This is a genomic window from Pseudomonas sp. MDT1-16, from assembly GCF_054898115.1.
On sequence record NZ_CM142717.1, the window covers coordinates 4,699,777 to 4,720,957 of the forward strand.

At 52.2% G+C, this 21,181-nt stretch carries 23 protein-coding genes; 12 read left to right on the top strand and 11 right to left on the bottom strand.

The features are described 5' to 3' along the window. Window positions 1-19 precede the first annotated feature (19 nt). The 7 genes from ACYZT3_RS21495 to ACYZT3_RS21525 all read left to right on the top strand — a co-directional run bounded on the left by ACYZT3_RS21495 (window position 20) and on the right by ACYZT3_RS21525 (window position 7,409). Window positions 20-1,351, top strand: coding sequence for a glycine cleavage T C-terminal barrel domain-containing protein (locus tag ACYZT3_RS21495; protein ID WP_462030704.1), 1,332 nt, complete (start codon window positions 20-22; stop codon window positions 1,349-1,351). 66 nt (window positions 1,352-1,417) lie between these two features. Beyond that, window positions 1,418-2,302 carry a formyltetrahydrofolate deformylase gene (gene purU / locus ACYZT3_RS21500; RefSeq protein WP_462030705.1) on the top strand — a complete coding sequence of 295 codons (885 nt, stop codon included), beginning with the start codon at window positions 1,418-1,420 and terminating at the stop codon, window positions 2,300-2,302. Between the two features lie 106 nt (window positions 2,303-2,408). Next, on the top strand, window positions 2,409-3,305 hold the full coding sequence (gene folD, locus ACYZT3_RS21505; protein ID WP_462030706.1) for a bifunctional methylenetetrahydrofolate dehydrogenase/methenyltetrahydrofolate cyclohydrolase FolD: 897 nt from the start codon (window positions 2,409-2,411) through the stop codon (window positions 3,303-3,305). 72 nt (window positions 3,306-3,377) lie between these two features. Continuing rightward, window positions 3,378-4,079, top strand: a complete 702-nt coding sequence (locus ACYZT3_RS21510; protein ID WP_462030707.1) for an alpha/beta fold hydrolase — start codon at window positions 3,378-3,380, stop codon at window positions 4,077-4,079. A 111-nt stretch (window positions 4,080-4,190) separates the two neighbouring features. Continuing rightward, window positions 4,191-4,973 (top strand): HpcH/HpaI aldolase family protein, encoded by a 783-nt coding sequence (locus ACYZT3_RS21515; protein ID WP_462030708.1) that lies wholly within the window; start codon window positions 4,191-4,193, stop codon window positions 4,971-4,973. Window positions 4,974-4,993: 20 nt separating this feature from the next. Then, window positions 4,994-5,908, top strand: a complete 915-nt coding sequence (locus ACYZT3_RS21520) for a cupin domain-containing protein (protein ID WP_462030709.1) — start codon at window positions 4,994-4,996, stop codon at window positions 5,906-5,908. A gap of 688 nt (window positions 5,909-6,596) precedes the next feature. Next, the gene (locus ACYZT3_RS21525) at window positions 6,597-7,409 is read left to right on the top strand and encodes an oxidoreductase (protein WP_462030710.1); all 813 of its coding nucleotides are present in this window, start codon (window positions 6,597-6,599) and stop codon (window positions 7,407-7,409) included. Between the two features lie 65 nt (window positions 7,410-7,474). On the opposite strand, the gene ACYZT3_RS21530 is transcribed toward ACYZT3_RS21525, so the two are convergent. Next, on the bottom strand, window positions 7,475-7,840 hold the full coding sequence (locus tag ACYZT3_RS21530; RefSeq protein ID WP_462030711.1) for a histone-like nucleoid-structuring protein, MvaT/MvaU family: 366 nt from the start codon (window positions 7,838-7,840) through the stop codon (window positions 7,475-7,477). A gap of 196 nt (window positions 7,841-8,036) precedes the next feature. Between ACYZT3_RS21530 and ACYZT3_RS21535 the strand changes: the two genes are divergently transcribed. Next, window positions 8,037-8,363 (top strand): hypothetical protein, encoded by a 327-nt coding sequence (locus ACYZT3_RS21535; RefSeq protein ID WP_462030712.1) that lies wholly within the window; start codon window positions 8,037-8,039, stop codon window positions 8,361-8,363. A 29-nt stretch (window positions 8,364-8,392) separates the two neighbouring features. Here the strand turns inward: ACYZT3_RS21535 and ACYZT3_RS21540 are convergent, their stop codons facing one another. From ACYZT3_RS21540 to ACYZT3_RS21555, 4 genes are all read right to left on the bottom strand, one after another. Further along, complete coding sequence (locus ACYZT3_RS21540) at window positions 8,393-8,710, bottom strand: hypothetical protein (RefSeq protein WP_462030713.1); 318 nt, start codon at window positions 8,708-8,710, stop codon at window positions 8,393-8,395. A 197-nt stretch (window positions 8,711-8,907) separates the two neighbouring features. Next, window positions 8,908-10,188, bottom strand: coding sequence for a translesion error-prone DNA polymerase V subunit UmuC (gene umuC, locus ACYZT3_RS21545; protein ID WP_462032407.1), 1,281 nt, complete (start codon window positions 10,186-10,188; stop codon window positions 8,908-8,910). After that, window positions 10,175-10,609 carry a LexA family protein gene (locus tag ACYZT3_RS21550; protein ID WP_462030714.1) on the bottom strand — a complete coding sequence of 145 codons (435 nt, stop codon included), beginning with the start codon at window positions 10,607-10,609 and terminating at the stop codon, window positions 10,175-10,177. The genes umuC and ACYZT3_RS21550 overlap by 14 nt, the downstream gene beginning before the upstream one ends. A 114-nt stretch (window positions 10,610-10,723) precedes the next feature. Further along, on the bottom strand, window positions 10,724-11,071 hold the full coding sequence (locus ACYZT3_RS21555) for a hypothetical protein (RefSeq protein ID WP_462030715.1): 348 nt from the start codon (window positions 11,069-11,071) through the stop codon (window positions 10,724-10,726). Window positions 11,072-11,628: 557 nt separating this feature from the next. Between ACYZT3_RS21555 and ACYZT3_RS21560 the strand changes: the two genes are divergently transcribed. After that, complete coding sequence (locus ACYZT3_RS21560; RefSeq protein ID WP_462030716.1) at window positions 11,629-12,033, top strand: hypothetical protein; 405 nt, start codon at window positions 11,629-11,631, stop codon at window positions 12,031-12,033. Between the two features lie 430 nt (window positions 12,034-12,463). On the opposite strand, the gene ACYZT3_RS21565 is transcribed toward ACYZT3_RS21560, so the two are convergent. Beyond that, window positions 12,464-14,650 carry a methyl-accepting chemotaxis protein gene (locus ACYZT3_RS21565; protein ID WP_462030717.1) on the bottom strand — a complete coding sequence of 729 codons (2,187 nt, stop codon included), beginning with the start codon at window positions 14,648-14,650 and terminating at the stop codon, window positions 12,464-12,466. A gap of 296 nt (window positions 14,651-14,946) precedes the next feature. Between ACYZT3_RS21565 and ACYZT3_RS21570 the strand changes: the two genes are divergently transcribed. Then, window positions 14,947-15,360 carry a hypothetical protein gene (locus ACYZT3_RS21570; protein ID WP_462030718.1) on the top strand — a complete coding sequence of 138 codons (414 nt, stop codon included), beginning with the start codon at window positions 14,947-14,949 and terminating at the stop codon, window positions 15,358-15,360. 159 nt (window positions 15,361-15,519) lie between these two features. Here the strand turns inward: ACYZT3_RS21570 and ACYZT3_RS21575 are convergent, their stop codons facing one another. Beyond that, window positions 15,520-15,930 (bottom strand): antitoxin Xre/MbcA/ParS toxin-binding domain-containing protein, encoded by a 411-nt coding sequence (locus tag ACYZT3_RS21575; protein ID WP_462030719.1) that lies wholly within the window; start codon window positions 15,928-15,930, stop codon window positions 15,520-15,522. 588 nt (window positions 15,931-16,518) lie between these two features. After that, window positions 16,519-17,841 (bottom strand): type II toxin-antitoxin system HipA family toxin, encoded by a 1,323-nt coding sequence (locus ACYZT3_RS21580; protein ID WP_462032408.1) that lies wholly within the window; start codon window positions 17,839-17,841, stop codon window positions 16,519-16,521. 396 nt (window positions 17,842-18,237) lie between these two features. On the opposite strand from ACYZT3_RS21580, the gene ACYZT3_RS21585 reads away from it, so the two are divergent. Beyond that, on the top strand, window positions 18,238-18,648 hold the full coding sequence (locus tag ACYZT3_RS21585) for a hypothetical protein (RefSeq protein WP_462030720.1): 411 nt from the start codon (window positions 18,238-18,240) through the stop codon (window positions 18,646-18,648). On the opposite strand, the gene ACYZT3_RS21590 is transcribed toward ACYZT3_RS21585, so the two are convergent. From ACYZT3_RS21590 to ACYZT3_RS21600, 3 genes are all read right to left on the bottom strand, one after another. Beyond that, on the bottom strand, window positions 18,600-19,070 hold the full coding sequence (locus ACYZT3_RS21590) for a DUF6957 family protein (protein ID WP_462030721.1): 471 nt from the start codon (window positions 19,068-19,070) through the stop codon (window positions 18,600-18,602). The genes ACYZT3_RS21585 and ACYZT3_RS21590 overlap by 49 nt on opposite strands. 112 nt (window positions 19,071-19,182) lie before the next feature. Then, entirely contained in the window at window positions 19,183-19,491 is a 309-nt protein-coding gene (locus tag ACYZT3_RS21595) for a hypothetical protein (protein WP_462030722.1), read from the bottom strand. Between the two features lie 123 nt (window positions 19,492-19,614). Beyond that, window positions 19,615-20,346 (bottom strand): metallophosphoesterase, encoded by a 732-nt coding sequence (locus ACYZT3_RS21600; RefSeq protein WP_462032409.1) that lies wholly within the window; start codon window positions 20,344-20,346, stop codon window positions 19,615-19,617. A 174-nt stretch (window positions 20,347-20,520) separates the two neighbouring features. On the opposite strand from ACYZT3_RS21600, the gene ACYZT3_RS21605 reads away from it, so the two are divergent. Then, window positions 20,521-20,976, top strand: coding sequence for a helix-turn-helix domain-containing protein (locus ACYZT3_RS21605; protein WP_462030723.1), 456 nt, complete (start codon window positions 20,521-20,523; stop codon window positions 20,974-20,976). The last annotated feature ends 205 nt before the right edge of the window (window positions 20,977-21,181 follow it).

Genomic DNA, 21,181 nt, shown 5'->3' on the forward strand with positions numbered 1-21,181 from the left:
TTAACCGGAGTTACCGATCATGGCTAAAGCCTCTGACTATCGCGCCTTCACGTCTGTCGTACCTCATTACGCCTCCACCACTACAGGAAATACTCCTGAGTACACCGGGTGGATGGACGAACAAATGTCTTGGAAAACCACTTGTTACATGGGGGACTGGTCATTCGTTCCTCAGATCCGGATCAAGGGCCCAGACGCACTGAAGCTTTTTACCGACCTGTCGACTAATAGCTTCGACAATATGCCCCTTAACCGGGCTAAACATTGCATTCAATGCAATGAGGACGGAAAAGTAATTTCAGAAGGCGTGCTGTTCCGGCACGCTGAAGACGATTTTGAGTATCAGTGCGGCACCCCCCAGTGGGTATATTACCACCTCAAATCGAAAGGCTACAACGCGGAAGCTAGCTTTCCAGTCAGCTATAAAATGCAGATCTCCGGGCCCAACGCATTGGGGCTTTGCGAAAAGCTTGCTGGCGAAAGCTTGAGAGATGTCAAATTCATGTACACAAAGAAGGGAAAGGTTAAAAACCTAGAGGTGACCTTCCTGCGCCAAGGCATGGCTGGTGAAATTGGGTTTGAATTGCAGGGGCCTATCACCGAGCGAGAAGAACTGGTTGCGGCGGTCATGGAGCTTGCACCGGAGTTCGGCATGCGCCGCTTAGGCGCTAGAAACCTGATGATCAACCATCTTGAAGCCTGCTATCCAACTGGGAGCATGCATTTCTACAACGCGCTCTCCGACAACAGCCAACAAGCTTATTTAGACTTCATGGCGGACGATAAAAACCTGCCAGACGCCTGGCGAGGCACTCCTTTTGAGACGGTGTTGCGATTCAACTTTTCAGGTGCATTCACTGGAAGTTGGGACGGTGATGACCTCACTGGCTTATACCGCAGCCCTGTTGAAATGGGCTGGGGTAAAAATATTGTCTTCGATCACGACTTTATCGGACGCCAGGCGCTTGAGATTGAACTGGAGACTCCTCGTCGCAAGGTCGTGACTCTTGAGTTTAACAGCGACGATGTCAAGGCTGTCCACGCGTCCCTATTCAGCGATGGTGAAGTCTATCGTCAGTTTGAATACCCAGATATTCCGCATCAGATGGCTTGGACTGATCTCATCCTCAAAGATGGGAAAACCGTGGGCCACGCTACCCACCCTGGTTATAGCCTCTACTTCCGAAAAGTTCTTGCGCTTAGCTTCATAGATGTCGCTTACGCCGAACCAGGCACCGAAGTTGAGGTTCTGTGGGGAGACCCAGGCGCACCGCAAATTAAACTCCGAGCCACTGTAGCACGTGCTCCTTACAAGCAGGACACCCGCCGAGCCGACCTGACCAAGCTGTGACAGAAGTATGCTTGAAGTGTTTGAGTTAACGTTACGTACTAATGATCATGCGTGTGGAGAATTATCATGGCTGCGCCAGATAAGCCAAAAAACGAAAAGACGTATATTTTGAATGCTACTTGCAAAGCGACTAAAGGCATTGTGGCAGCAGTCACCTCATATCTTGCGGAAAACGATTGCTACATCTGCTCCTTGGAGCAGTTCGATGATGAATCCACTGAACGCTTTTTCATGCGTGCTGTGTTTAAGCCTGAAGTCGCTGCGCCCAAGCTTGAAGAGCTAAAAGACGGTTTCGTAGATATTGCAGAGCGACTGAGTATGTCATGGAACTTCTTTGACCCTAGCCTTCCAGTGAAGACTGTGATCATGGTATCGAAGTTCGATCACTGCCTGGATGATCTGCTATATCGTCGCCGAAAAGGTGATCTCAACATGGAGATTACTGCAGTAGTTTCGAACCATCAGGAACTGCGCCCTATGGCTGAGCGAGAAGGTATTCGCTTTATCCATCTTCCAGTGAACAAAGACAACAAAGCTCAACAGGAAGCACGCCTTGTTGAAATTGTTGCTGAAACGCAGTCAGAGTTGGTGATCCTGGCTCGGTACATGCAAATCCTTTCCAATGAATTGACCGCTGAGTTAGCTGGTAAGTGTATCAACATTCACCACTCTTTCTTGCCTGGCTTCAAGGGCGCTATGCCTTACCATCAAGCTTTCGAGCGAGGGGTAAAACAAATTGGTGCCACAGCGCACTACGTTACTTCTGATCTTGATGAAGGGCCCATCATCGATCAAGTCGTCACACGAGTTGATCACAGCTTTAAGCCGCAAGAGCTTGTCCGGGTAGGTCGTGATAATGAGTGCATGGCTCTAGCAGCAGCGGTGAAATACCACATCGAGCGCCGCGTGTTTGTCGATGGCAACAAGACAATAGTGTTTCAAGGCAGCTGACTTATAAGCGAATACTGCGCCTGTCCCTAATCCTCACGATTAGAGGCAGGTCGCGGCAGATCATTAGTTGGAGTTTTCACCTGCCTGCTGTTTGTTGGAGAATAAAATGACTGCCAAAATTATCGATGGCAAAGCGTTATCATCGAAGCTGCGAGTAGCGTTCCGGGCTCGGGTTTCCAAGTTGGTCGATCAGGGTATTCGTCCTGGTCTAGCTGTTATTCTTTTAGGGGATAATGCCGCATCTCGGGTTTATGTTAGAAACAAGATTAACGCCTGCGATGATTGTGGCCTGAAGTCATTTCCTCATCTGCTGCCTCCAGATACTACGCAAGACAAGTTGCTCGAGCTGATCGAAAGTCTCAACGAGGATGACGAAGTACATGGCATACTCGTTCAACTGCCTTTGCCGCCTCACATTGACATGCGCAAGATCTTAGAATCAATTGCCGTGGACAAGGATGTTGATGGTTTTCATCTTTATAATGTCGGCAGTCTGGTTGTCGGCAACAGCATTTTCCCACCCTGCACACCCTATGGCGTTCAGCTGCTGCTGGATACCACCGGGATTGATGTGGCAGGTAAAAATGTTGTCGTTGTAGGTGCTTCGAACATCGTTGGAAAGCCCATGGCACTTATGCTCCTTCAAAAAGAAGCCACGGTTACGGTGTGTCATGCCAAAACCCGCGATCTAGCCCAGCACACTATCTTGGCAGACATCCTTATCGTGGCGGCAGGCGTGCCAGGGCTCATCACCGGCCAGTTGGTCAAGCGCGATGCAATAGTTATTGACGTAGGCATTAACAAGTTGCCTGACGGGAGCATTGTCGGCGACGTCGATTTTGCTTCGGTGAAAGAACGCGCTTCCTGGTTAACACCTGTACCAGGTGGAGTGGGCCCGATGACGGTGACAATGCTGATCGAAAACACATTGCGATCAGCTGAGCGCCGCTTGGGAATAGGTCGCGGTATCGGCTCTGAAGGATGGGACGCAGCGTCACACTAATTTCTGAGGAACTGCCTCCGGTCTACTCGTGATTTGAGGCGTTACCCATTGAGCGCTTAAAGGACACCTTCCATGTCTAAACTGATTGATCGTAAATCTGTTGTCCTCATCCACGGTTGGGGCGGATCTACCCAATCCGTTTGGAACTCAAACGGGTGGTTTGACCTGCTTCGTAACGCTGGATTCGATCCAGTCGGTATCGACCTGCCCGGACATGGGGACGCCCTCCGCTCTCATGATCCTGCACGATATGCAGATTTAGCGAGTGAGGTCATAGCCCAACTGCCCGACGACAAGGTTCTATTGGGAATCGGGTACTCGCTGGGCTGCAAGGTATTGCTGGAGATTGAAGCAAGGCAGCCAGGACGATTTGCTGCGCTTGTCCTCGGCGGATTGGGCGGGAACGTGTATGCACCAGAAGCACTAGGCGCAGTCGTTGCCCAGTGCCTTGAAGAGGGTATTCCAGATGATTCCCCGCCGGTGGCAAAAATGCTCGCCCGTTATGGTGTTTCTGCGGGGAATGATCCACTCGCGATTGCCGCATGCTTAAGGCGAAAGCCTAACCCTGTCCTGACTCCCGAACAGCTTCGGACGGTGGAGTGCCCTGTGCTTCTCGTCTCTGGCGACGCAGACACGGTCGCATTCCCCGTTGATCTGCTGGCTGATTCCATTACGCAGTCATCGGTGCAAATCCTGTCCGGCATCGACCATCTGCATCTGCCTGAGGACAAGGATTTTATGGCCGCTGCACTCCGTTTTTTGACTGCAAGCTAGTTCAGCGCTACAGGGCAGCTCACATGCTTCCTTGTAATACTGAATTCAAGCAATACGGGCACTAGACCGAAGCTAGACGACGGCTCAGACACTTACCAAGGCGACCTACGTATGAACTCCATCAACGCAAGTTTTAGGCAACGCCTGAGGGCTCCAAGTCGCGCATTGCTAGGCACGTTCGTTAAATCCCCCTCCCCCCAGGCGATTGAAATCTTCGGGGATCTAGGCTTCGACTTTGTGATTATCGATGCAGAGCATGCACCGCTTGATAGAGAAACCATTGATCATCTGCTGCTGGCAGCGAAAGCCAGCGGAGTCGCGGCGTTAGTTAGGGTTGCCGAGACATCCGCAAGTCACATCCTGTCTCCGCTTGATTCTGGTGCTGCCGGCGTCATAGCCCCACATATAAATTCGGTGGAAAAAGCGCAAGCGTTGGTGGCTGCGAGTCGTTATAGCAAGGGGCGTGGCTTTTCGAACTCGCCTCGCGCAGGCGGCTACGGACAGAGAACAATATGGCAGCACGTTGATCAAGCTGATGACGAAGTCATCGTGATAGGCATGATTGAAGATCCAGAGGCCGTATCCAACATCGACGAAATTCTTGGTGTGGATGGCCTAGACGCTGTGTTCATCGGGCGTGGAGATATGGCGGTTGCTCTCAATGATCGGCAACCAGGTGCACCAGTCGTACGAGAGGCTACTTCCAAGGTAATCAGTGCCGCCACTAAAGCTGGAAAAACAGTGTTCCTTTTGGCCGCAGCACCGCAGGAGGCGGCAGAGTTTTACGCTCAAGGCGTAGGAGCCTTCGTCATTTCGTCTGACCAAGGGTTTCTTCGGACGGCTGCCGCTAACGCGCTTAGCGCGTTCACCAACTCTGACTCTGCCAGAACCTAACTCATACAATAGGAGCCAACATGGGCCAGTCCAATGATCCCAGAGCAAGCCTCGCCGCGTACGGTCAAGCACAAGCGGTAGAATCGTACCCAGCTCAGTATGCTCGATTCTATGCTACGCCCCCCTCTGTCGCTCAGGAGCTCGTGGAGGTTTGGTACGCACGCGGTCAAAACTTCGTAGTGGGCCAAGTCAATGCAAAACCGGGTGGTGAGATCCAGCGACTAAATCAGGTGGACGAATATGCCGTTCTGTCCCTAGATGCCGAAGTACCTTTCGTAATCACTTGGGAAGGCGTCCAGACCCAGGTGAAAGGTGGTTCTATAGCATTCGTGCCTGCTGGCCCAAGTTCCATCCGCTTACAAGATGGAGGTCGTCTTACGCTGATGATCACGACCCAGAACGGCGATGTTTGCGATCTTTGCGTGAACTCCGAAGCGTACAAAACTCAGCACGCGAACATCCCTCCGTTTGAGGAATGGCCGGAACCGCCAACTGGCCACAGAGTAAGGCAGTACAGCCTTGACGTAGCTGACGAGCCTGGGAGATTTGGTCGAATCTGGCGTTGTTCGACCTTTATGATCAACGTGCTGCCCGTACAGATAGGGCCACGGGACACGACCAAGCTGTCGCCGCATCATCACGACACCTTTGAGCAAGGATCACTTGCGTTGGAGGGCACGTTTACTCACCACGTGCGCTGGCCATGGAACTCAGACTTGAACACCTGGCGTGCGGACGACCACGAGTTCTGTGCCTCTCCATCTCTCGCGGTTATTCCACCGCCAGCGATTCACACATCGCAAGGCATGGTCGATGGGCGGAATCAGCTGGTAGACATTTTTTCGCCTCCCAGGATCGACTTTTCTTTGAAGGAAGGTTGGGTACTTAACGCCGATGAATACCCGCTCCCGGCATCGATATCACCCTTACAGTAACCGCTGAATTACAGCATTTGGCGGCTGAACTTGCCGGTATTCTCGGTTCGTTTGCAGCCTCATGCTGACCTTAGCTACTACGGCTACTTCCCGCTGGACTCCAGGACAGATTGTGTGTCGTCGACGAACGTTCCGCGACACGGGAACTGAAGTCTGAAGTTGAGCGAATTGAAGATTTCGCTTTTCTTCAACCTTCTCAGTCGGCTAATCCCCCAACGGGTCAACACGTGCTCTTTTCGTCGATGGAGTGAAGTCATCACGTTGTTTGAAAGAGGGTACTCCTTGAGATTGCTAATGGAGGCTCAGTTGGAGGCGCTGTCGTCACCATGATAATCACGGCGATCACAGCCGCCACCTTTACGAACCAGCCAGTCGCCCCCGCAAGATCATCAGGCTCACCAGCGGCCCCCCAACGTGCTTTGTGTAGATAATCAGGCTCGTCCACCAGACTGAACGTTGATCATCTACTGGCCGATTATTACGCAACCTCCAATACAACCAATGGCTAATAGTCGCGTCAACGACCATTGATTGAAGGAATTGATAACAGAACTTGCTCATCAGCCCGGCGTGATTATTGATTGCGGGCACTACTTCCATTTTACTATCGCAGTATTATGGTCGTAATATTATGCTGTCTACATTACAAAATCGTTTGCATCTAGCCTTTTGAGCACTGGAGTACCAAATGAGTACATTTTCCGAAAGAACCGCGATAGTGACAGGTGCATCATCTGGGATTGGACGCGCGACTGCCGAGGCTCTGGTGCGAGTGGGATATACGGTGTTTGGCACGAGCCGCAAGGCCGGCGACAGTCCAACGCAGGTGTCAATGCTCACTTGCGATGTGACAGATGGTGACTCTGTCAGTGCTCTCGTTTCAACTGTACTCGCGCAAACCGGGCGGATCGACCTTTTGGTCAATAATGCCGGGGTCGGCCTGCTTGGCGGCGCTGAGGAGTTCTCGATCTCGCAGGTGCAGGCACTGTTCGATGTCAATCTGTTCGGTGTAATCCGCATGACGAATGCGGTGTTACCGTCGATGCGGCAACGTGGCCAAGGGCGCATCATCAATATCGGATCTATTTTGGGATTAGTACCCGCGCCCTACTCCGCTCATTATTCGGCGGTCAAGCACGCTTTAGAGGGCTATTCGGAATCTCTCGATCACGAGGTTCGAGCTTTCAACATTCGAGTCTCGGTCATCGAGCCGGCATTCGTGCGTACCGTCTTCGATCAAAACGGCATTGATCCGGACTCGCAATTGAAGGAGTACGATCAGGCTCGAGCCGGGTTCAGGGCACTGCTAGGCGAAGTGATGCCGAAAGCCGACCTTCCAGAAGTCGTGGCGGCTGTTGTAGTGAAAGCGGCGACCGATGCCCGCCCTAAGCATCGCTACACTGCCGGCAAGGCAGCACGACAAATCAGCATACTGCGCCGTTTTGCCCCAGCAGGGATTTTTGATAAAAGCTTGCGCAAGCAATTCCGCCTGCCGGTTTGAAGCCGGCGCAGTAAAAGTTGAACCAAAAAAGGGCCATCAAAGGCCCTTTTGTACTCAAACCAACATCACTTGGTCAGCCAGGACTCGACTTTGTCGGAGCCGTATTTCGCTTTCCACTCTTTCAGCGTCTTGTGATTGCCGCCTTTGGTTTCCACGACTTCGCCAGACTCTGGGTTTTTGTAGACCTTCACTTGCCGTGGTTTACGTGTACCCGATTGCGACGGGGCTGCAGGAGCGCGACGACTAGCTTGCGGGTCGAGCAGATTGACGACGTCTTTTAAGCTGTACCCATATTTGGCAAGCAGGGCTCTAAGTTTTGTCTCAAATTCAATTTCTTGCTTGAGACCAGCATCACCCTTGAGAGCTTCGAGGGCTTGCAACTGCTCGGCTAAGTGTCGTTCGAGCTGACGAAATTCGGCGAGTTTAGACATGAGGGATCTCTACGTGAATAGTTTCCTAACATTACACCAAAACTAAAGATTTTGAATTAGAGGTAGACCTCATATCTAACCTTGAATGGATAATTTGAATCACGCTGTTGGTACATGGTCATCTGTAAGCGATACAAGGAAACCGCAAGCGGAGGAATCATGAGCCTTTCAATGACAATCTTGCCTAGAGCATTGAATGAATCCGACGACACCTGACGGCCGCTACTTTGTAGTCAAAGGGCAACTGTGGCGCTGCAGCAATCCGTTGCTGACTGAAGACGCGCGGCAGCACCTAATCCACAAACTGATGGAAGCACGACGGCAAGTAAAGACTGCGAAGGCGTCAGGTGATGATGGACAGCTGAGGTTGGCCAGGATGCAAGTACAGACGGCAAAGGTTGCGCTCGGGGAACGGGGGCCGGTCTGGTGGGAAGACGGAACCCCAGACTTCAATAGACATGCCGTCATCAATACGCCTTACGCAGAGTGGTATCGCTTACTCGATATCGATAATCGTCAATGACGCAGCCTGCAGACCAACGATACTAGGAATTAGTCTATGTACCCTTTCTCCTGATCGATCTCGTACCGTGCCTCACAATCCTTCAACGATAACGCGTGATCGTCAGCTCCCTTGCCTGACGGAGCAGGCCTTACCGAGCGTAATGCAATCAACTCAGCATAATTTGAACGAGCTTTGGTTTCACACTGGTTAATGACATCCACACATACACTGACGAAATCAGGATCATTGAGCCCATGCTCGTTGAACCATTGCGCAAGCTCTAGAAAAATCGCCATGTGGACTTCATCAAAATGACGTATCGAAGCGGCACGAAAAAGAAATCGATTGTCGTTGTAAAGCGACAAAACAAACTCCCTCATCCGCTCCCCCGTTGATGAAGTCGTCGTCAGGAGAAGATGACGGTGAGTCCTGAATGGGGATAGCGCCATCCTTTAAACTTCCACATGTGTGTGTGTGTGTGTGTGTGTGTGGAGTGAACAATAGCTTTTGCACCATTCTCGTCAAATGCACTGCTGCATACTGCATTGAAATAGGAGGAGAGCTAACGACTGTAGACAGTCCACAGCTGGTCAACGCGAGTTGTGAAGCTCTGGCTCATCATCTCCCGCCGCATCCGCCAATCCGGATCGGTCGGTACACTCGCAAGACGCATAGTCCCCCTACCCCATCGACCGTTAATGGCATCCAAAACACCCATTACTTTCTCGGTGGCAACCGGCTGCGAGATTGAAAAAAGGTCATCGGTGTACTCGCCTTTCTGACAAAGGTTGACCAAGAGAACTTCCGCTTTGCTGTACTTGAATCCCGGTCGAAAAACCCTATCTACCGCGTCCACGGCAGCCTTTGTCATCAACCGGACATCGTCAGTTGGGTACGGCAATTCGACCAGGACTCCATTGGCGTATTTGGCTTCCTCTGGATTGAACATGCCGGTGCGTATGCTCACCCGAACTTTCTTGCATAGCGACTGCTGACCCCGGAGCTTCTCCGTGGCTCGCATCATGTAGGTCGCAACGGCCTCTTTGATCGGTGCAATCTCGGTCAGGCGCTTGCCAAACATGCGGCTGCAACAGATCTCCTGCTTCGGTGGGTCAGGTTCATCGAGCTCAAGGCAAGGTGTGCCGGCCAACTCGCGGGCCGTCTTCTCGATCACCACGCTGAATTTTTTACGCAGCATCCAGGGATCGGTTTTGGAAAGATCCCAAGCTGTATTGATGCCCATCCCTTCGAGGTGCAAAGTCATTTTGCGTCCGACACCCCAGACATCCGAGACCGAGCATTTCTTCAGCACCCAATCGCGCTTGTTCTGGTCACGAAGATCGACGACTCCACCGCTCTGCGCCTGCCATTTTTTGGCTGAGTGATTGGCGAGTTTGCTGAGGGTTTTCGTGCCGGCGATACCGACGCCGACCGGGATGCCCGTGCGTTGGTAAACCTGAGCGCGAATCCTCCGCCCAAGCGCCTCAAGATCCCCCGGCACACCGGCTAAATCTGCGAATGCCTCATCGATGCTGTAAACCTCAACTGCCGGCACAAGCGACTCGATCACGCTCATCACGCGCTCACTCATGTCGCCATACAACGCGTAGTTGGACGAGAACGCTACGATGCCGTGTTGCTTGAGTTTGTGTTTGATTTGGAAGTACGGCTCGCCCATTTTCACGAAAGGTTTGGCATCGTAGCTTCGAGCAATCACGCAGCCATCGTTGTTCGACAGCACCACGATGGGAGTCTTGGCCAAGTCAGGGCGGAACACCCGCTCGCAGCTTGCGTAGAAGCTGTTGCAGTCGATCAGTGCAAAGACGGGATCAGGCTTTTGGATCATGGGCGCGCACACTAAACGTCACAACGCCCCAAATGACCAACTCATCGCCTTCGAGGATGTAGCGAGGTGGGAATCCACAGTTCTCTGACATGAGGATGATGTTGGGCCCTCGCTTACAGAGGCGCTTGCAGACCGGTTCGCAATTCACTGCAGCAATGACAATGTGCCCGTGTTCAGCGGTGATCGAGCGATCAACCACCGCCATATCACCATCAAAAATCCCTGCGCCTTCCATGCTGCGTCCCTCGATGCGCACTAAATAAATGTGCGGTGCACGGATGTCCAACAACTCGTCGATGGAGATGTGTTGCTCAAGGTGATCAGCCGCAGGCGATGGGAAGCCGGCTGGGACTCGGAACGAGTAAAAGGGTAGCTGAACTCCCCCCGGTGCCAACGGGCCGATGATGGTCACGCTCATGAAAGATGCCTTACGCCTAAACTGTATATCCATACAGTTAACGTCGAAGACTGCTTGCGGTCAATCTCGGTCGAGAAATTTAGACCAGCGGGGAACTCGATAACGCGCATCACCCTATAGCCCCAAGTCTCGCCCCAACTGATCATCCTGCATTTTTTCGGTAGACTGTCCCGCCCCCACGAGGTGAAATTGCAGCTGGTTTCTCAGGTGATTTTTCAGACGAGACCTGAGCTCGATGTAGCTGGCAGATGGGCCTGCATAGAGATCACGACGTGTCATCACGTCACGGAGCACCCTGATGCTCTGCGCGCCAATCCCTGAGATGTGTAACCGCAGAAGAGGATCGTAACCAGGACTTCTCTTGAAACTGTCGACCGCCTTTTCAATCAATCGCACAAACGCCGCCGTGTCACATGTCTGCTGTGCCAGGCGCCAAACCTCTAACTCCAGTTCTTGTTCCATCTGATCTCTCCAGTTCCTATGCGGACTTCTCCCGATGTAAAAGTTGTCCGGCTCGAGTATTTTTTAAAAAAATTACTCGTTGTTTGACATCAAACTGGAAAGCAGCGGCTTACGCCGCGAAGGGGCGATTTTGCTATGCCCAGAGGGCAGTCGTACATCAGCGTAAGAAGGACTCATCGCAAAAAAAGGACAGAAACAGAAGCACCGCAAAAGCAAAAAACAACACCGATTACCCTTCAGGTTCGGTGAAAGGAGGAGCGCTGAGATCTCCGCTTTTATGTTGCTCTCAAATAATAAAGATCCGTCGCTGAAAAAAATTTCAAGGGGGGCTCTAAAAATATATTTTTGTTGACACTGCCAAGCAAGGCTTCACGACCCCCCCATACTCGTTTTGCTCGAAGGGTGTGCGATGAGCGCATTCCGAACTAAACGTCCGACAGCGTACAATTACATGTGCTGTTGAAACGCCTTGGTCGTCCAGGAAGATGGTGGATGAGCTTGAGTTCACTCCTACAGATCAGCGTTAGCGCAGAATTGGATGTATTAAGGAAACACTGATGACGGTCGACTTGAAAAGCCTGTGGCAGCGCGAGCGTGCTAGACGTGCGGCTTTATGGGATCTGGAGGGATTGCGACCCGGTGATGAACGCGCAAAACCTCACCTGAGCATTCTCGATGAAATCGATCGGCAGGATCTCGAACAACCTCATAGGGAAGCTCCGATCATGACGATTGAAGAGTTGAGAAATTCTGTACCGGAAACGCCGTACGTAAGCAGCGACGGCCACCATTTCGTGATTGTTCTAGACCAGCACATTCAGGAAGTTTGGCGAACGAGATTCGAAGCTGCCAATGCACTCGCCGAACGTTTTTCGGAAGGAAGCTATGCGCATGATTGGCGCCGATTTTTGAGGGGCTGGGTTCGAGACATGGAGCACTTGGCGGCTCACCGTCTCTCATAATTTTTTATGGTTCACGACGGCGACGAGAGTCGTCGCGATGAGGAAGGTGGACGGGGTAATTGCACTGACTTGTCCACCCTTTGCATTCGACCTCATCCGTCATTTGCATCCGCTCTGAACGCCGACACATTGAGGCTTTGTAACCATGACCGGCAGAGAGCGGCCAACAGCTACTATTCAATTGGGTGTCGAGGCGCAGCACTCTTTTTAGGTTCAGGGCTGACCAGAAGTAGGATCATCACGACGTCAACTTTAATTTTAGAGAAAAACACGGCATCGACCCGAATGACGCAAGGCCAGCGACACTGTCATTTCACGCATCAGATCGACGCCAGTGCAGAATGCTCTCGAGAACGCTTCGTTCAGGTTGGATCACGCACGAGTAATCGTTGCGGGCAACCGTCATGATCTGTCCGCCCTCACTTGCTTTCTAAGCAGCCTCCACCCGTCCGTTGTGTTTACTCACCTCAAACTGCCCCACCAGTTTTTGCAGTTTGTTGGCATTGAGCCTCACGGTCTCGGCACTGCCTTGCAACACCACCACCGTCTGACGCATTTCTGCTGAAGACTGGTCGACCTGCTTGATTGTCTTGCCGTAGTCGAGGCTACGCCTGTTGAGCTGCTGAATTATCGCAAACATACTTTCCACCGCTTGATGCAACTGCACGTTTTCCGAGGAAGCATCTTCGGCCAGACGCAGGCTGTTATCGACATCTTTGACACCCTCCTTCATGAAACTGACGGCGTTTTGCGTTTCACTCTGCAAGCCCTCAACCATCTGCCGAATGTCGTCGGCGGCCCGAGAGGTGCGTGAGGCGAGGCTGCGTACCTCATCGGCGACCACAGCAAAGCCTCGCCCATGTTCGCCTGCGCGCGCGGCCTCAATGGCGGCATTGAGTGCCAGCAAGTTTGTCTGGTTGGTGATGTCACTGATCAGGCCGGTGATATTGCCGATTTGTGTCATGCGGCTGTCGAGCAACTGCACGCTTGAAGAAGAGCGCTCAACCACATCCCGAATCGACTGGGTACCTGTCTGCACGGCGAGAAACTGCTCGCGAGCACGGGTAACGACTTCGTCCATCGCCTGCTTCATCTGTTCGGCGCTGGCAGAGGCTTGCTGGATCTCACCCAATTGGTCTTCAACGATGATCATCATGCGATGCACCGCTTCGGCCACCTCGGCTGAGGTGACGCCGGCTTCCTGGCTGCGCCCCAACATCATCTGATTGGTGGCGCCAACGGTGCGACTGGCCTTTACCACTTGGCCAACAACCGAGTCCAGATTATCGATGAAGCTGTTGATCCAGCGCCCCATGTCACCTGTCTCGTCGTTGGTCATGCGCGTGGTATCCAGTCGCTGACGTAGGTTGCCCTCGCCTTCGGCGATGGTCCTGATCACACCCGTCATCTCGCTTAATCTTTGCGCAAGTCGTTTAGGCCCCAATAGGCTGAACAGCGCAGCGGCGCAGACCACGCCCACAACCTCCACGGTATCGATTAGAACTTGTGCCAAGCCGCTGTAATGCTGAATCGTAAAGTTGCAAGCAAAAAGCCCTGTCATGGTTGCGAGATAAGGCTTCATCAAGCTGTAGCTGAGAGAACGTCGGCGGTAAACCTCCTCTAGATCGGCCTCACACATCATTCCCCAGCGATCAGGTGATCCTGGCAACTGGAACGTAACCCCCTTGCCGACCACCGGAATGTGCCGATAGTCCGAGTAACCCGGATAAGTCACAAACAGGTTGGAGCCCATGCGGATGGTTTCGCGCACACCTGGGTGCAACTCCTGGGTAGCCGGGTCTGTGAAGCGCAGTTCCAACTCAGTGTGCCGTTGAATCTGCACAGTGTTATAGGGCGTGTGTACGCCACTTTTCAGATTTTCGCCGTGGGTGAATGTACCGTCCTCGAAACGTGAACGCGACAACGCGGTTCCCGGCGCGATCGCTAGATCAAAGCGTGATTGCGCCATGAACAAATAATTGTCGCCCGACTCGGCATAGATGTGCCCGGCCTCGCGCTGGATAAGATCTCCCAACACATCGTTTGGCACACGACCGCAAAGGCAGCCCAAAACTTTTCCATTGACCTTCAAAGGTTGATAGAACATCAACGTGACTTCATCGTGAAAGCGTGAAGTCGATGGGCCGATTTGCAAGGTCAATGGATCGCTGTAAGGGCCGTGAAGAAACGGTGCCTTCAACCCTTCGGCCAGGGCACGGGTTTTCTCAAGCTGATTTTTACCGCGTCCGTTCCAGCTGGAAGCGATGACCACGCCGTCGACACCCAGAACAAACAACTCGGAAAAATCTTCGGCTTGGCTGAGCTTTTCTATCAGCGAACTACTGTCGATATGGGCAAAATCCCGACCGAGATTTTCCGCCAGTTCAGCCAAGTGTTCCCATTGCTCGCGCGTCCAGTTTTGCAGCAACTGCATGCGCGTCTGCGCAATGGATTCAAATGCTTGTTCGATCACCGGGTAAGTCGACTGATTGAGTCGGCATGACCACCCCATCGCAAATTTCCCAGTTTTGCCGAACCAAGGTAACCAGTGCTTCTCACCAGAAGATAACTGCATAAAATTACTTGAAAGCGACATCTGTCTCTCCAACCGCGACATTCGGATGGCAAGTCAATAGCAAATACCAAGCCAAGTCATAAGCAGGCTAACCATTAATACTTATCGAAGGATGTCCTGCAGTCGACAGCAATCTGCTTGCCTGGCCCGGAAGGCCGCATGCTTCAACGCGGTGCGCCAATCGCCATATGCTCTGAAAAAAGCACTGATTTCAGACAGTGACAGCTCACACGCTAGATCAAATACAGTCCTTCAAGACAGACAGCAATCGGCCAGAAGCGGCCATTGCGACGGTGCAGTACGATGAACGCCTATCGTTAGATCATAAGGGCTAACCCATGCAATTCCATGGTTTCGTGTTCGGGCATATCGAGGTTGAGATTCACGACCGTGCGTACGATCTGCATAACTTCTACCAAGCCAACGCCATCAATTACGACATCTTGAATCGGTCGGTTGTACTTAGCTTTACTCGACGGAGTGAAGCTTGGGTGCCGACCGAAGAGGCGCGCAAGATTACTATCAGCTTCCTTGAGGTTGAGTACTTTTCAGCGAGTGGGCGGGATGAAAACCCAGTTGACGGCGACGATAGTGTTCTTCATTCGATTGGAGCGGTGGAGCCCGACGCGGAGACAAAAACCTTCTACCTCACGGATAACATCAAACCAGATCATCACCTTGTCATGCGCTTCGAGTCTGGTCTGACATTACGAGTACAGGCCGCTGAAGCACGGTGCGAAATCGTTCTCTGAGCGGCATAAAGCTATGGCACTCGACGTCTGCTTCGGGTCGGGACGGTGTCGAATGTCAGCCTCCAACAATTCCAGCATCTGGATAACGTCTTGATCTCCGTCCAAGGAAGCGCTCCGCGTCCCTACACCGTGATCTTCACCCATTAAAAAGCGATGCATTCAGACTACGATCCCGTGCTCAAGCCGGCCGATCAAATCAATAACGGCACCAGCGTCGCCCCCTGCATCAAGCATCTCCAGCGGTGCCTTCGAATTGAAAGCGCGCGATGGCGAACGCAAGAAAGCAGCTGCCGCCTGGACATCGCCCTCAAACAGCTCAGCGGATGACTGTACAACACCAATCAACGAATCAAGGCGCGTGCTTTCGCGTACTGAGAAAAACCCTTTCTTCGCCCTCTTCATCAACGTTTCAGCCGATATCCCCAGGTACATACCAAGCGTTTCTTCATCCAGACACAGCAGGTCTGCCAGAGCTTGAAATGAAGAATGAGAAATCTGCCGACGAGGTAAGTCGTGAAGTTCAGAGCCTGGCGAAGACACATGCAAAGCGGCCCAGATGTCTGTTCTCATGGGGGATGGCTGGCTACCTATGATTTCATCTACCCTCGTCTGAGGGTGACCAATTGGTGTGGTCAGAACAACGTACACTCAACCAGCGTTCGCCTCCTAAAGTCCCGGTCTGCCCGCACACCTCGCAGGTCGACATCGACCGTTCTTCTGCAGCAGTAACCATTTCACGGCACGCCGAATCACCGCCAGAATAGTAGAAGCGCAATCCGCCAAACTTCTCCTTCACCTGACGCACCTGTATTTGAGGCACCTCGGGGTGCGCATTCAAGTGAGTTTTCAGCGCACGACAGAGCTCATCGATTAAATTCAGCCATCCTGGCAAACACCCAATTTCACGAAGCGGAGCGCTGGAAAAAACTCCGGGTGGCGTTCACGCAAGATAGGCAATAAATTTTCAGTCATAGGTTTCTTCTCCTCCCTTTATTTGATGGCTTGTGTCGTGAATATGATGCAACGTGGACAGGTGCTCAATCAGGATAATTGCACTGACTTAGCCGCCCTTTTGCATTCGACCTCAACTGTCATTTGCATCCTCTGAAAACCGACTGTATCGGAGGTGATCATTCGGCGTACCTGAAAGTGGATCAATCACAACAACTTCCAACTACGAAACGTATCTTCCAGACGACTCAACGGAATCATCGGCGAGCGCCAAGCTTCCTGGGGCAGCTCTAGATCCTGTAGCAAATCCGGCAACGCCAGCAGCAACCGAGCATCCGCCTGTAAGCGATCGAACAGCCATTCCGGATCTGCCCTATGCGCGAAACGAGCACACACAGCCCCCCAATCGACCGAACCTAAACGCTCTATTTGTGTTGACCACCGGGTAATCCGCACAATGCCTTCAACATCCAGCACCATGGGAGCAAGATCGTAAATGGGTGCAAAGCTCACTCGCTCTTTACTCCGAAGGATCGAGAGGTTTCCGCCATGGTTGTCCGTGTTTCCGACGATCAGATTTATCAAATCCCGCCGCAGGTATTCGCTAATCATGTCCGGCATTTCAGATTCCTGGCCAGCGGCAATCCATGTTTTCGCTAGCCGATCCACGACATCGAAATGATTCAAACAACTACCTCGGTCGCTGACGCCACATAATGAGTACATCGACTCTACTGCGATGCGCTCCACTCCCTCCGTAGAGACCTTGCGATCAAATCTTTGCATCCAAATGCTAGGTACTTTCACTGCTTCGTGGGTCAGACCATCGGCGGCGATCGTGTCGATCCCCAGCTCGCCCAGCGCGCGGTAAAAGCAGTATTCGCTATGTAGGATGTCGCGATCTAATTGAGTTGCGGTGTTACGCGGAAACTTAACAAACCAGTGTTGGCACACATCAGCGTCGCGTAGCGCCCCCTCAGGATAAAGCTGCCCCGACGCATCTTCGACCAGCAGCATCTTTGGAGCTTCGCCGCCAGCGCCCAGGGCACCGCTTATCGCCATTCCCGATTCCCTGGCCTGGTCGAGAAAACCCATACATCCCTGAACAACCTCGTCTCGGTTAAATCCACCAGTCAATTTTTGTGCGGAACACAGCGCTCCGGCCGCACTTTTTATACGCATATGCCCAATGGGAGCAGCAGCGAATTGCTGCAGCAGAAAGAGATCAATCGACATCCCTGGTGGTACTACCACTCTCGACAACAAGTGCCGACGCCCCGAACCGACCGGGATGATATCGCGCAGAAAAGCTGGGGCAAGTTCACGCCGGATATCCCACTCCAGTGGGAAATTCACACTGACGGCAGGCGCTTTTACCGTACCCAGTTGAATGTACTGATCCGCAAGGTATTCAGGCAGGTAGTGAGTGATGCACCGGCTGCGCAGGCTATCTTTAGGCGAATCGAAGCTGACCACCAGTGCGTCGTGCCAATGGCCATCCGAGTGAATTTGAAGCGTTATGGATTCCATACGTCTCGGCGAATTACCGAAGCCTCGCTGTGCTTTGATCAATATGAGTCCCCAGCGTTTCTGGGGGATTTTAGGTACGATCGGACAGCGAGGAATCGTTTCTCGCTCAACGTTTTTGACTCAATCCAAAGGTGAGCTAGGCATTGCGCCCAAATAGGGAGTTCTTCCCAGTTCACCGATAGATTACGAAGCGTGCATTGGCAACTCTCATGCAGTTCTGCTCTCGCCACTCGTTTATTCACATCAGCCTTTTTAAAGCACGTCACGCTTCAACACCAGGCACACTCACGTGCTTTTTCGCGCTACAAACGGCCTCTTAAAACTTCGAAAAAGAGGGTTGCAACCGTCATTGCTCAATTTTTATAATTAACTAACAACAAGAACAAGGAGAGCACCATGAATTACAACTCTGCGGAATACATCAAACAGTACAACAAAACGCTGAACCAGCATTGTGATTGGGAAATTCAGCTATCGACCGACGAAGAACACAAGGATTCTTTTGCGGTATTTCATTTAAACACTCACCCTGCAGAACAAGACACAGCTGTATTCATTGGTTATATTCCCATCGCTACACCAGTAGAATCACTCGTTTGTTCCGAAGCATTCTGCTTCAACTATTGTCGATTAGGGATGGATATTGGACGAATGACTCGAATTTACTTATCAGCAGATACTGGAAGACTCGTCTTTGATGAGCAGACCCAAGAGCTCCTGAATAAACTCAAAATTCAAGCTGCTGAAGGCTCAGACCCTCAAAAAAACGGAGCATCAGTTGGCACTCGTTTTCCAGAGGAAGGATAAAGAGTCTTCAACCAGCCCCCCAACGCTTTGACCGCAGGCAAGCTGGCATGCTTGCGGGCACCACGGCCGGCTAAGATGTAAAGGGTATCTTTGCTTTCAAAAACGCATTCCTCAAAGTCGCTCTGAAAATCGCTGAGAAAACTATCCCCTAGCTGGAGTTTGTTACCACTATCGAACACCACTGCTTGCACATACAAAACGGTTGCCTCAAGGCCTTGCGCTTTGATTTCCCGTTCTTGAGAATCCGGGAGCATGACATCCAACAACATCCAACGTCGGACGATGCAAAAAGGCTTTTCTCCGAAGGTATCAGCGGCCAGTTCGACTAACTCATCGTCGCCAAGCTTTGACCCCCCAAGGGGTTGCGCTGGCCCAAACAGTAAATCGCCTAGCAGGTCTGTATCTGTAACTCTTGTATTCATAATCTCGCTTTAACCTGCTCTTCCCGCGAGTACCAGACAGGAATTATTTTCCCTATCCCCGCTGATACGTGGATAACCCGAAAGCCTTTTTCGCGCCGCGTTTGCAGATCCCTCAGTGATAAATGCGGTTCATGTAGAGGTTGCCGCCGCCAATCGCCCAACTCACGATTACGTATCGGCTGCCTGCCACGGTTTGAAATAACGAATAACCGTCGATGAAGATGACGCCCGTTATCCGGGACGTCCGCATGCTCGCACCCTCTCGAAAACGACCTGTGGTATCGCCATAAACCGTTCCCATGATGACGGGTGGACTGTCGACGGCTGCGAACAGGAACGCGGTGATGGGCATACCGAAATCCTTTTCCATTGCCACGGCAACCGCTGCCGGAATGGACGATGTAAGCTGTTGCTCAGTCATCAAGCGGCACAGCTGCAAGGTCAGCCGGGGTACGTACTTCGTTGTCTATTCCACACATCTTTCAGTCCCCCTAACGATCAATATAGAAACTGCCCTTCTCACAACGCATGGGTATGCGCGCCCTTAGGGAAGGTCAATCACAAAGCCGGGATCGAAGCCCGTTTGCTCACCTGGGTAACCTCTAGGGTTCGAGACCACACGACAGCCCTCCAGCGTGATATCAACCGCGCGGTGTGTATGTCCAAAAATCCAAAGATCCGCCTTATCCAGAAGCTCGCGCCAACGGTTTGAGTAAGCAGCACTCAAATGCCCTTCATGTTTATCACCCGCAACCTCGGGTATGGGGGCGTGATGCGTAATGACCACAGTGTTGCCATCAAATGGCTCATCGAGCTCCTTGGCCAGCCAGGCGAACGACGCGTGGTTTCGACTGATGAGGTCGGACGGGCGCAGCCGGCGATAGTTTTCTCCAGTGCGAATGACTCGAAAATCATTCATCCACTCCCACGCTGTTTGGGTTGCTGCAACCACGTTTCCACTCGACGAAAAATCAGTCCACCCCGTGGCGCATAGGAACCGTGTTTGATTCCAAACGAAGGTCTCGTTTTCTAGAACATAGACGTTCGGTAATGCGGCCTCCTTCATTTTTTGCAGCGTGTGATCGATGTGGCCACCGTAGAACTCGTGATTTCCGCAGATGTAGATGACAGGGCACTCGAAGACTTCATTTGCCCATGTCACGCCCCTCGCCTTGACATCGATGTCCCCACCCAAAATCACCACGTCAAAGGCATTGGATATGGGTTGATAGGACGAAAACTCGTTATGCAGATCTGAGAGCACATGAAGCTTGATCAATGGCCTGATCTCGATTTACAGCTAAATTGAAGGAGCGGACACAGGGACGGGGCCGGATTTCGCAAGCCGTCAACGGATGCAGAGAACCGATACCGCCACCTATATAAATATATAGATTTGAGTGGCGGATGGCAAACGGGGCATACAACTCTGTTTTAACGGAACGGAAAAATGTCTGTGCGCACCGCCTTCGCCGCAGCGCTAAAGGTCTTGAGAAAAAAGCGAGGACTCACGCAGGTAGCATTGAGTGGAAATATCACTCAATCACATGTGAGCCAAATCGAAAATGGGAAAACCTCGCCCAGCCTTGCAGCCATCATCGAACTCGCAAGAGTGATGGAGCTCAGCCCTGTCGCGCTTATGGCCCTCGTGTGCGCGGCGCAGGATGAGCTGACGGCCAGCGAAGTCCTGGAGCTCGCCAAAGAAGATCTTCAGTCAATCTCACTACTCAACGCAGCCATTCCAATGGAGGTCGAGGCAAAACCGCACCCCGGTGTCACTGCAGCGGCAAAAACCCGAGAGAAAGTCCAAGCGTTGAAGAAAAAAGGTTTTTCGCAAGCGGATATCGCACGAGAACTGGAGATGGCGGAATCGACGGTTCGGCGCCATTGGCATCGTCAGAGCTGATCGCCCTCATCCAGGCATTACGAGGTGATTGTCGCTGCTTTCTAAGCATTGGGTACTCGGGATGCAGCACTTGGCCGCAGCCGGAGAGCGCTGCTTTAAAAATGAATTTGATTTGAACAGAGATGACTGCGACGCTTTTCTCAGGCATGGACAAGTGCTTTCGCGGACAGATGATGACGGAGATACGCTCGGCCTCCAGCGGTTA

Excerpts from the sequence above, each read along its gene's own strand:
- ACYZT3_RS21495 (WP_462030704.1), top strand. The coding sequence starts at position 20 with ATGGCTAAAGCCTCTGACTATCGCGCCTTCACGTCTGTCGTACCTCAT.
- purU (WP_462030705.1), top strand. The coding sequence starts at position 1,418 with ATGGCTGCGCCAGATAAGCCAAAAAACGAAAAGACGTATATTTTGAAT.
- folD (WP_462030706.1), top strand. The coding sequence starts at position 2,409 with ATGACTGCCAAAATTATCGATGGCAAAGCGTTATCATCGAAGCTGCGA.
- ACYZT3_RS21510 (WP_462030707.1), top strand. The coding sequence starts at position 3,378 with ATGTCTAAACTGATTGATCGTAAATCTGTTGTCCTCATCCACGGTTGG.
- ACYZT3_RS21515 (WP_462030708.1), top strand. The coding sequence starts at position 4,191 with ATGAACTCCATCAACGCAAGTTTTAGGCAACGCCTGAGGGCTCCAAGT.
- ACYZT3_RS21520 (WP_462030709.1), top strand. The coding sequence starts at position 4,994 with ATGGGCCAGTCCAATGATCCCAGAGCAAGCCTCGCCGCGTACGGTCAA.
- ACYZT3_RS21525 (WP_462030710.1), top strand. The coding sequence starts at position 6,597 with ATGAGTACATTTTCCGAAAGAACCGCGATAGTGACAGGTGCATCATCT.
- ACYZT3_RS21530 (WP_462030711.1), bottom strand. The coding sequence starts at position 7,840 with ATGTCTAAACTCGCCGAATTTCGTCAGCTCGAACGACACTTAGCCGAG.
- ACYZT3_RS21535 (WP_462030712.1), top strand. The coding sequence starts at position 8,037 with ATGAATCCGACGACACCTGACGGCCGCTACTTTGTAGTCAAAGGGCAA.
- ACYZT3_RS21550 (WP_462030714.1), bottom strand. The coding sequence starts at position 10,609 with ATGAGCGTGACCATCATCGGCCCGTTGGCACCGGGGGGAGTTCAGCTA.
- ACYZT3_RS21555 (WP_462030715.1), bottom strand. The coding sequence starts at position 11,071 with ATGGAACAAGAACTGGAGTTAGAGGTTTGGCGCCTGGCACAGCAGACA.
- ACYZT3_RS21560 (WP_462030716.1), top strand. The coding sequence starts at position 11,629 with ATGACGGTCGACTTGAAAAGCCTGTGGCAGCGCGAGCGTGCTAGACGT.
- ACYZT3_RS21565 (WP_462030717.1), bottom strand. The coding sequence starts at position 14,650 with ATGTCGCGGTTGGAGAGACAGATGTCGCTTTCAAGTAATTTTATGCAG.
- ACYZT3_RS21570 (WP_462030718.1), top strand. The coding sequence starts at position 14,947 with ATGCAATTCCATGGTTTCGTGTTCGGGCATATCGAGGTTGAGATTCAC.
- ACYZT3_RS21575 (WP_462030719.1), bottom strand. The coding sequence starts at position 15,930 with ATGAGAACAGACATCTGGGCCGCTTTGCATGTGTCTTCGCCAGGCTCT.
- ACYZT3_RS21580 (WP_462032408.1), bottom strand. The coding sequence starts at position 17,841 with ATGGAATCCATAACGCTTCAAATTCACTCGGATGGCCATTGGCACGAC.
- ACYZT3_RS21585 (WP_462030720.1), top strand. The coding sequence starts at position 18,238 with ATGAATTACAACTCTGCGGAATACATCAAACAGTACAACAAAACGCTG.
- ACYZT3_RS21590 (WP_462030721.1), bottom strand. The coding sequence starts at position 19,070 with ATGAATACAAGAGTTACAGATACAGACCTGCTAGGCGATTTACTGTTT.
- ACYZT3_RS21595 (WP_462030722.1), bottom strand. The coding sequence starts at position 19,491 with ATGACTGAGCAACAGCTTACATCGTCCATTCCGGCAGCGGTTGCCGTG.
- ACYZT3_RS21605 (WP_462030723.1), top strand. The coding sequence starts at position 20,521 with ATGTCTGTGCGCACCGCCTTCGCCGCAGCGCTAAAGGTCTTGAGAAAA.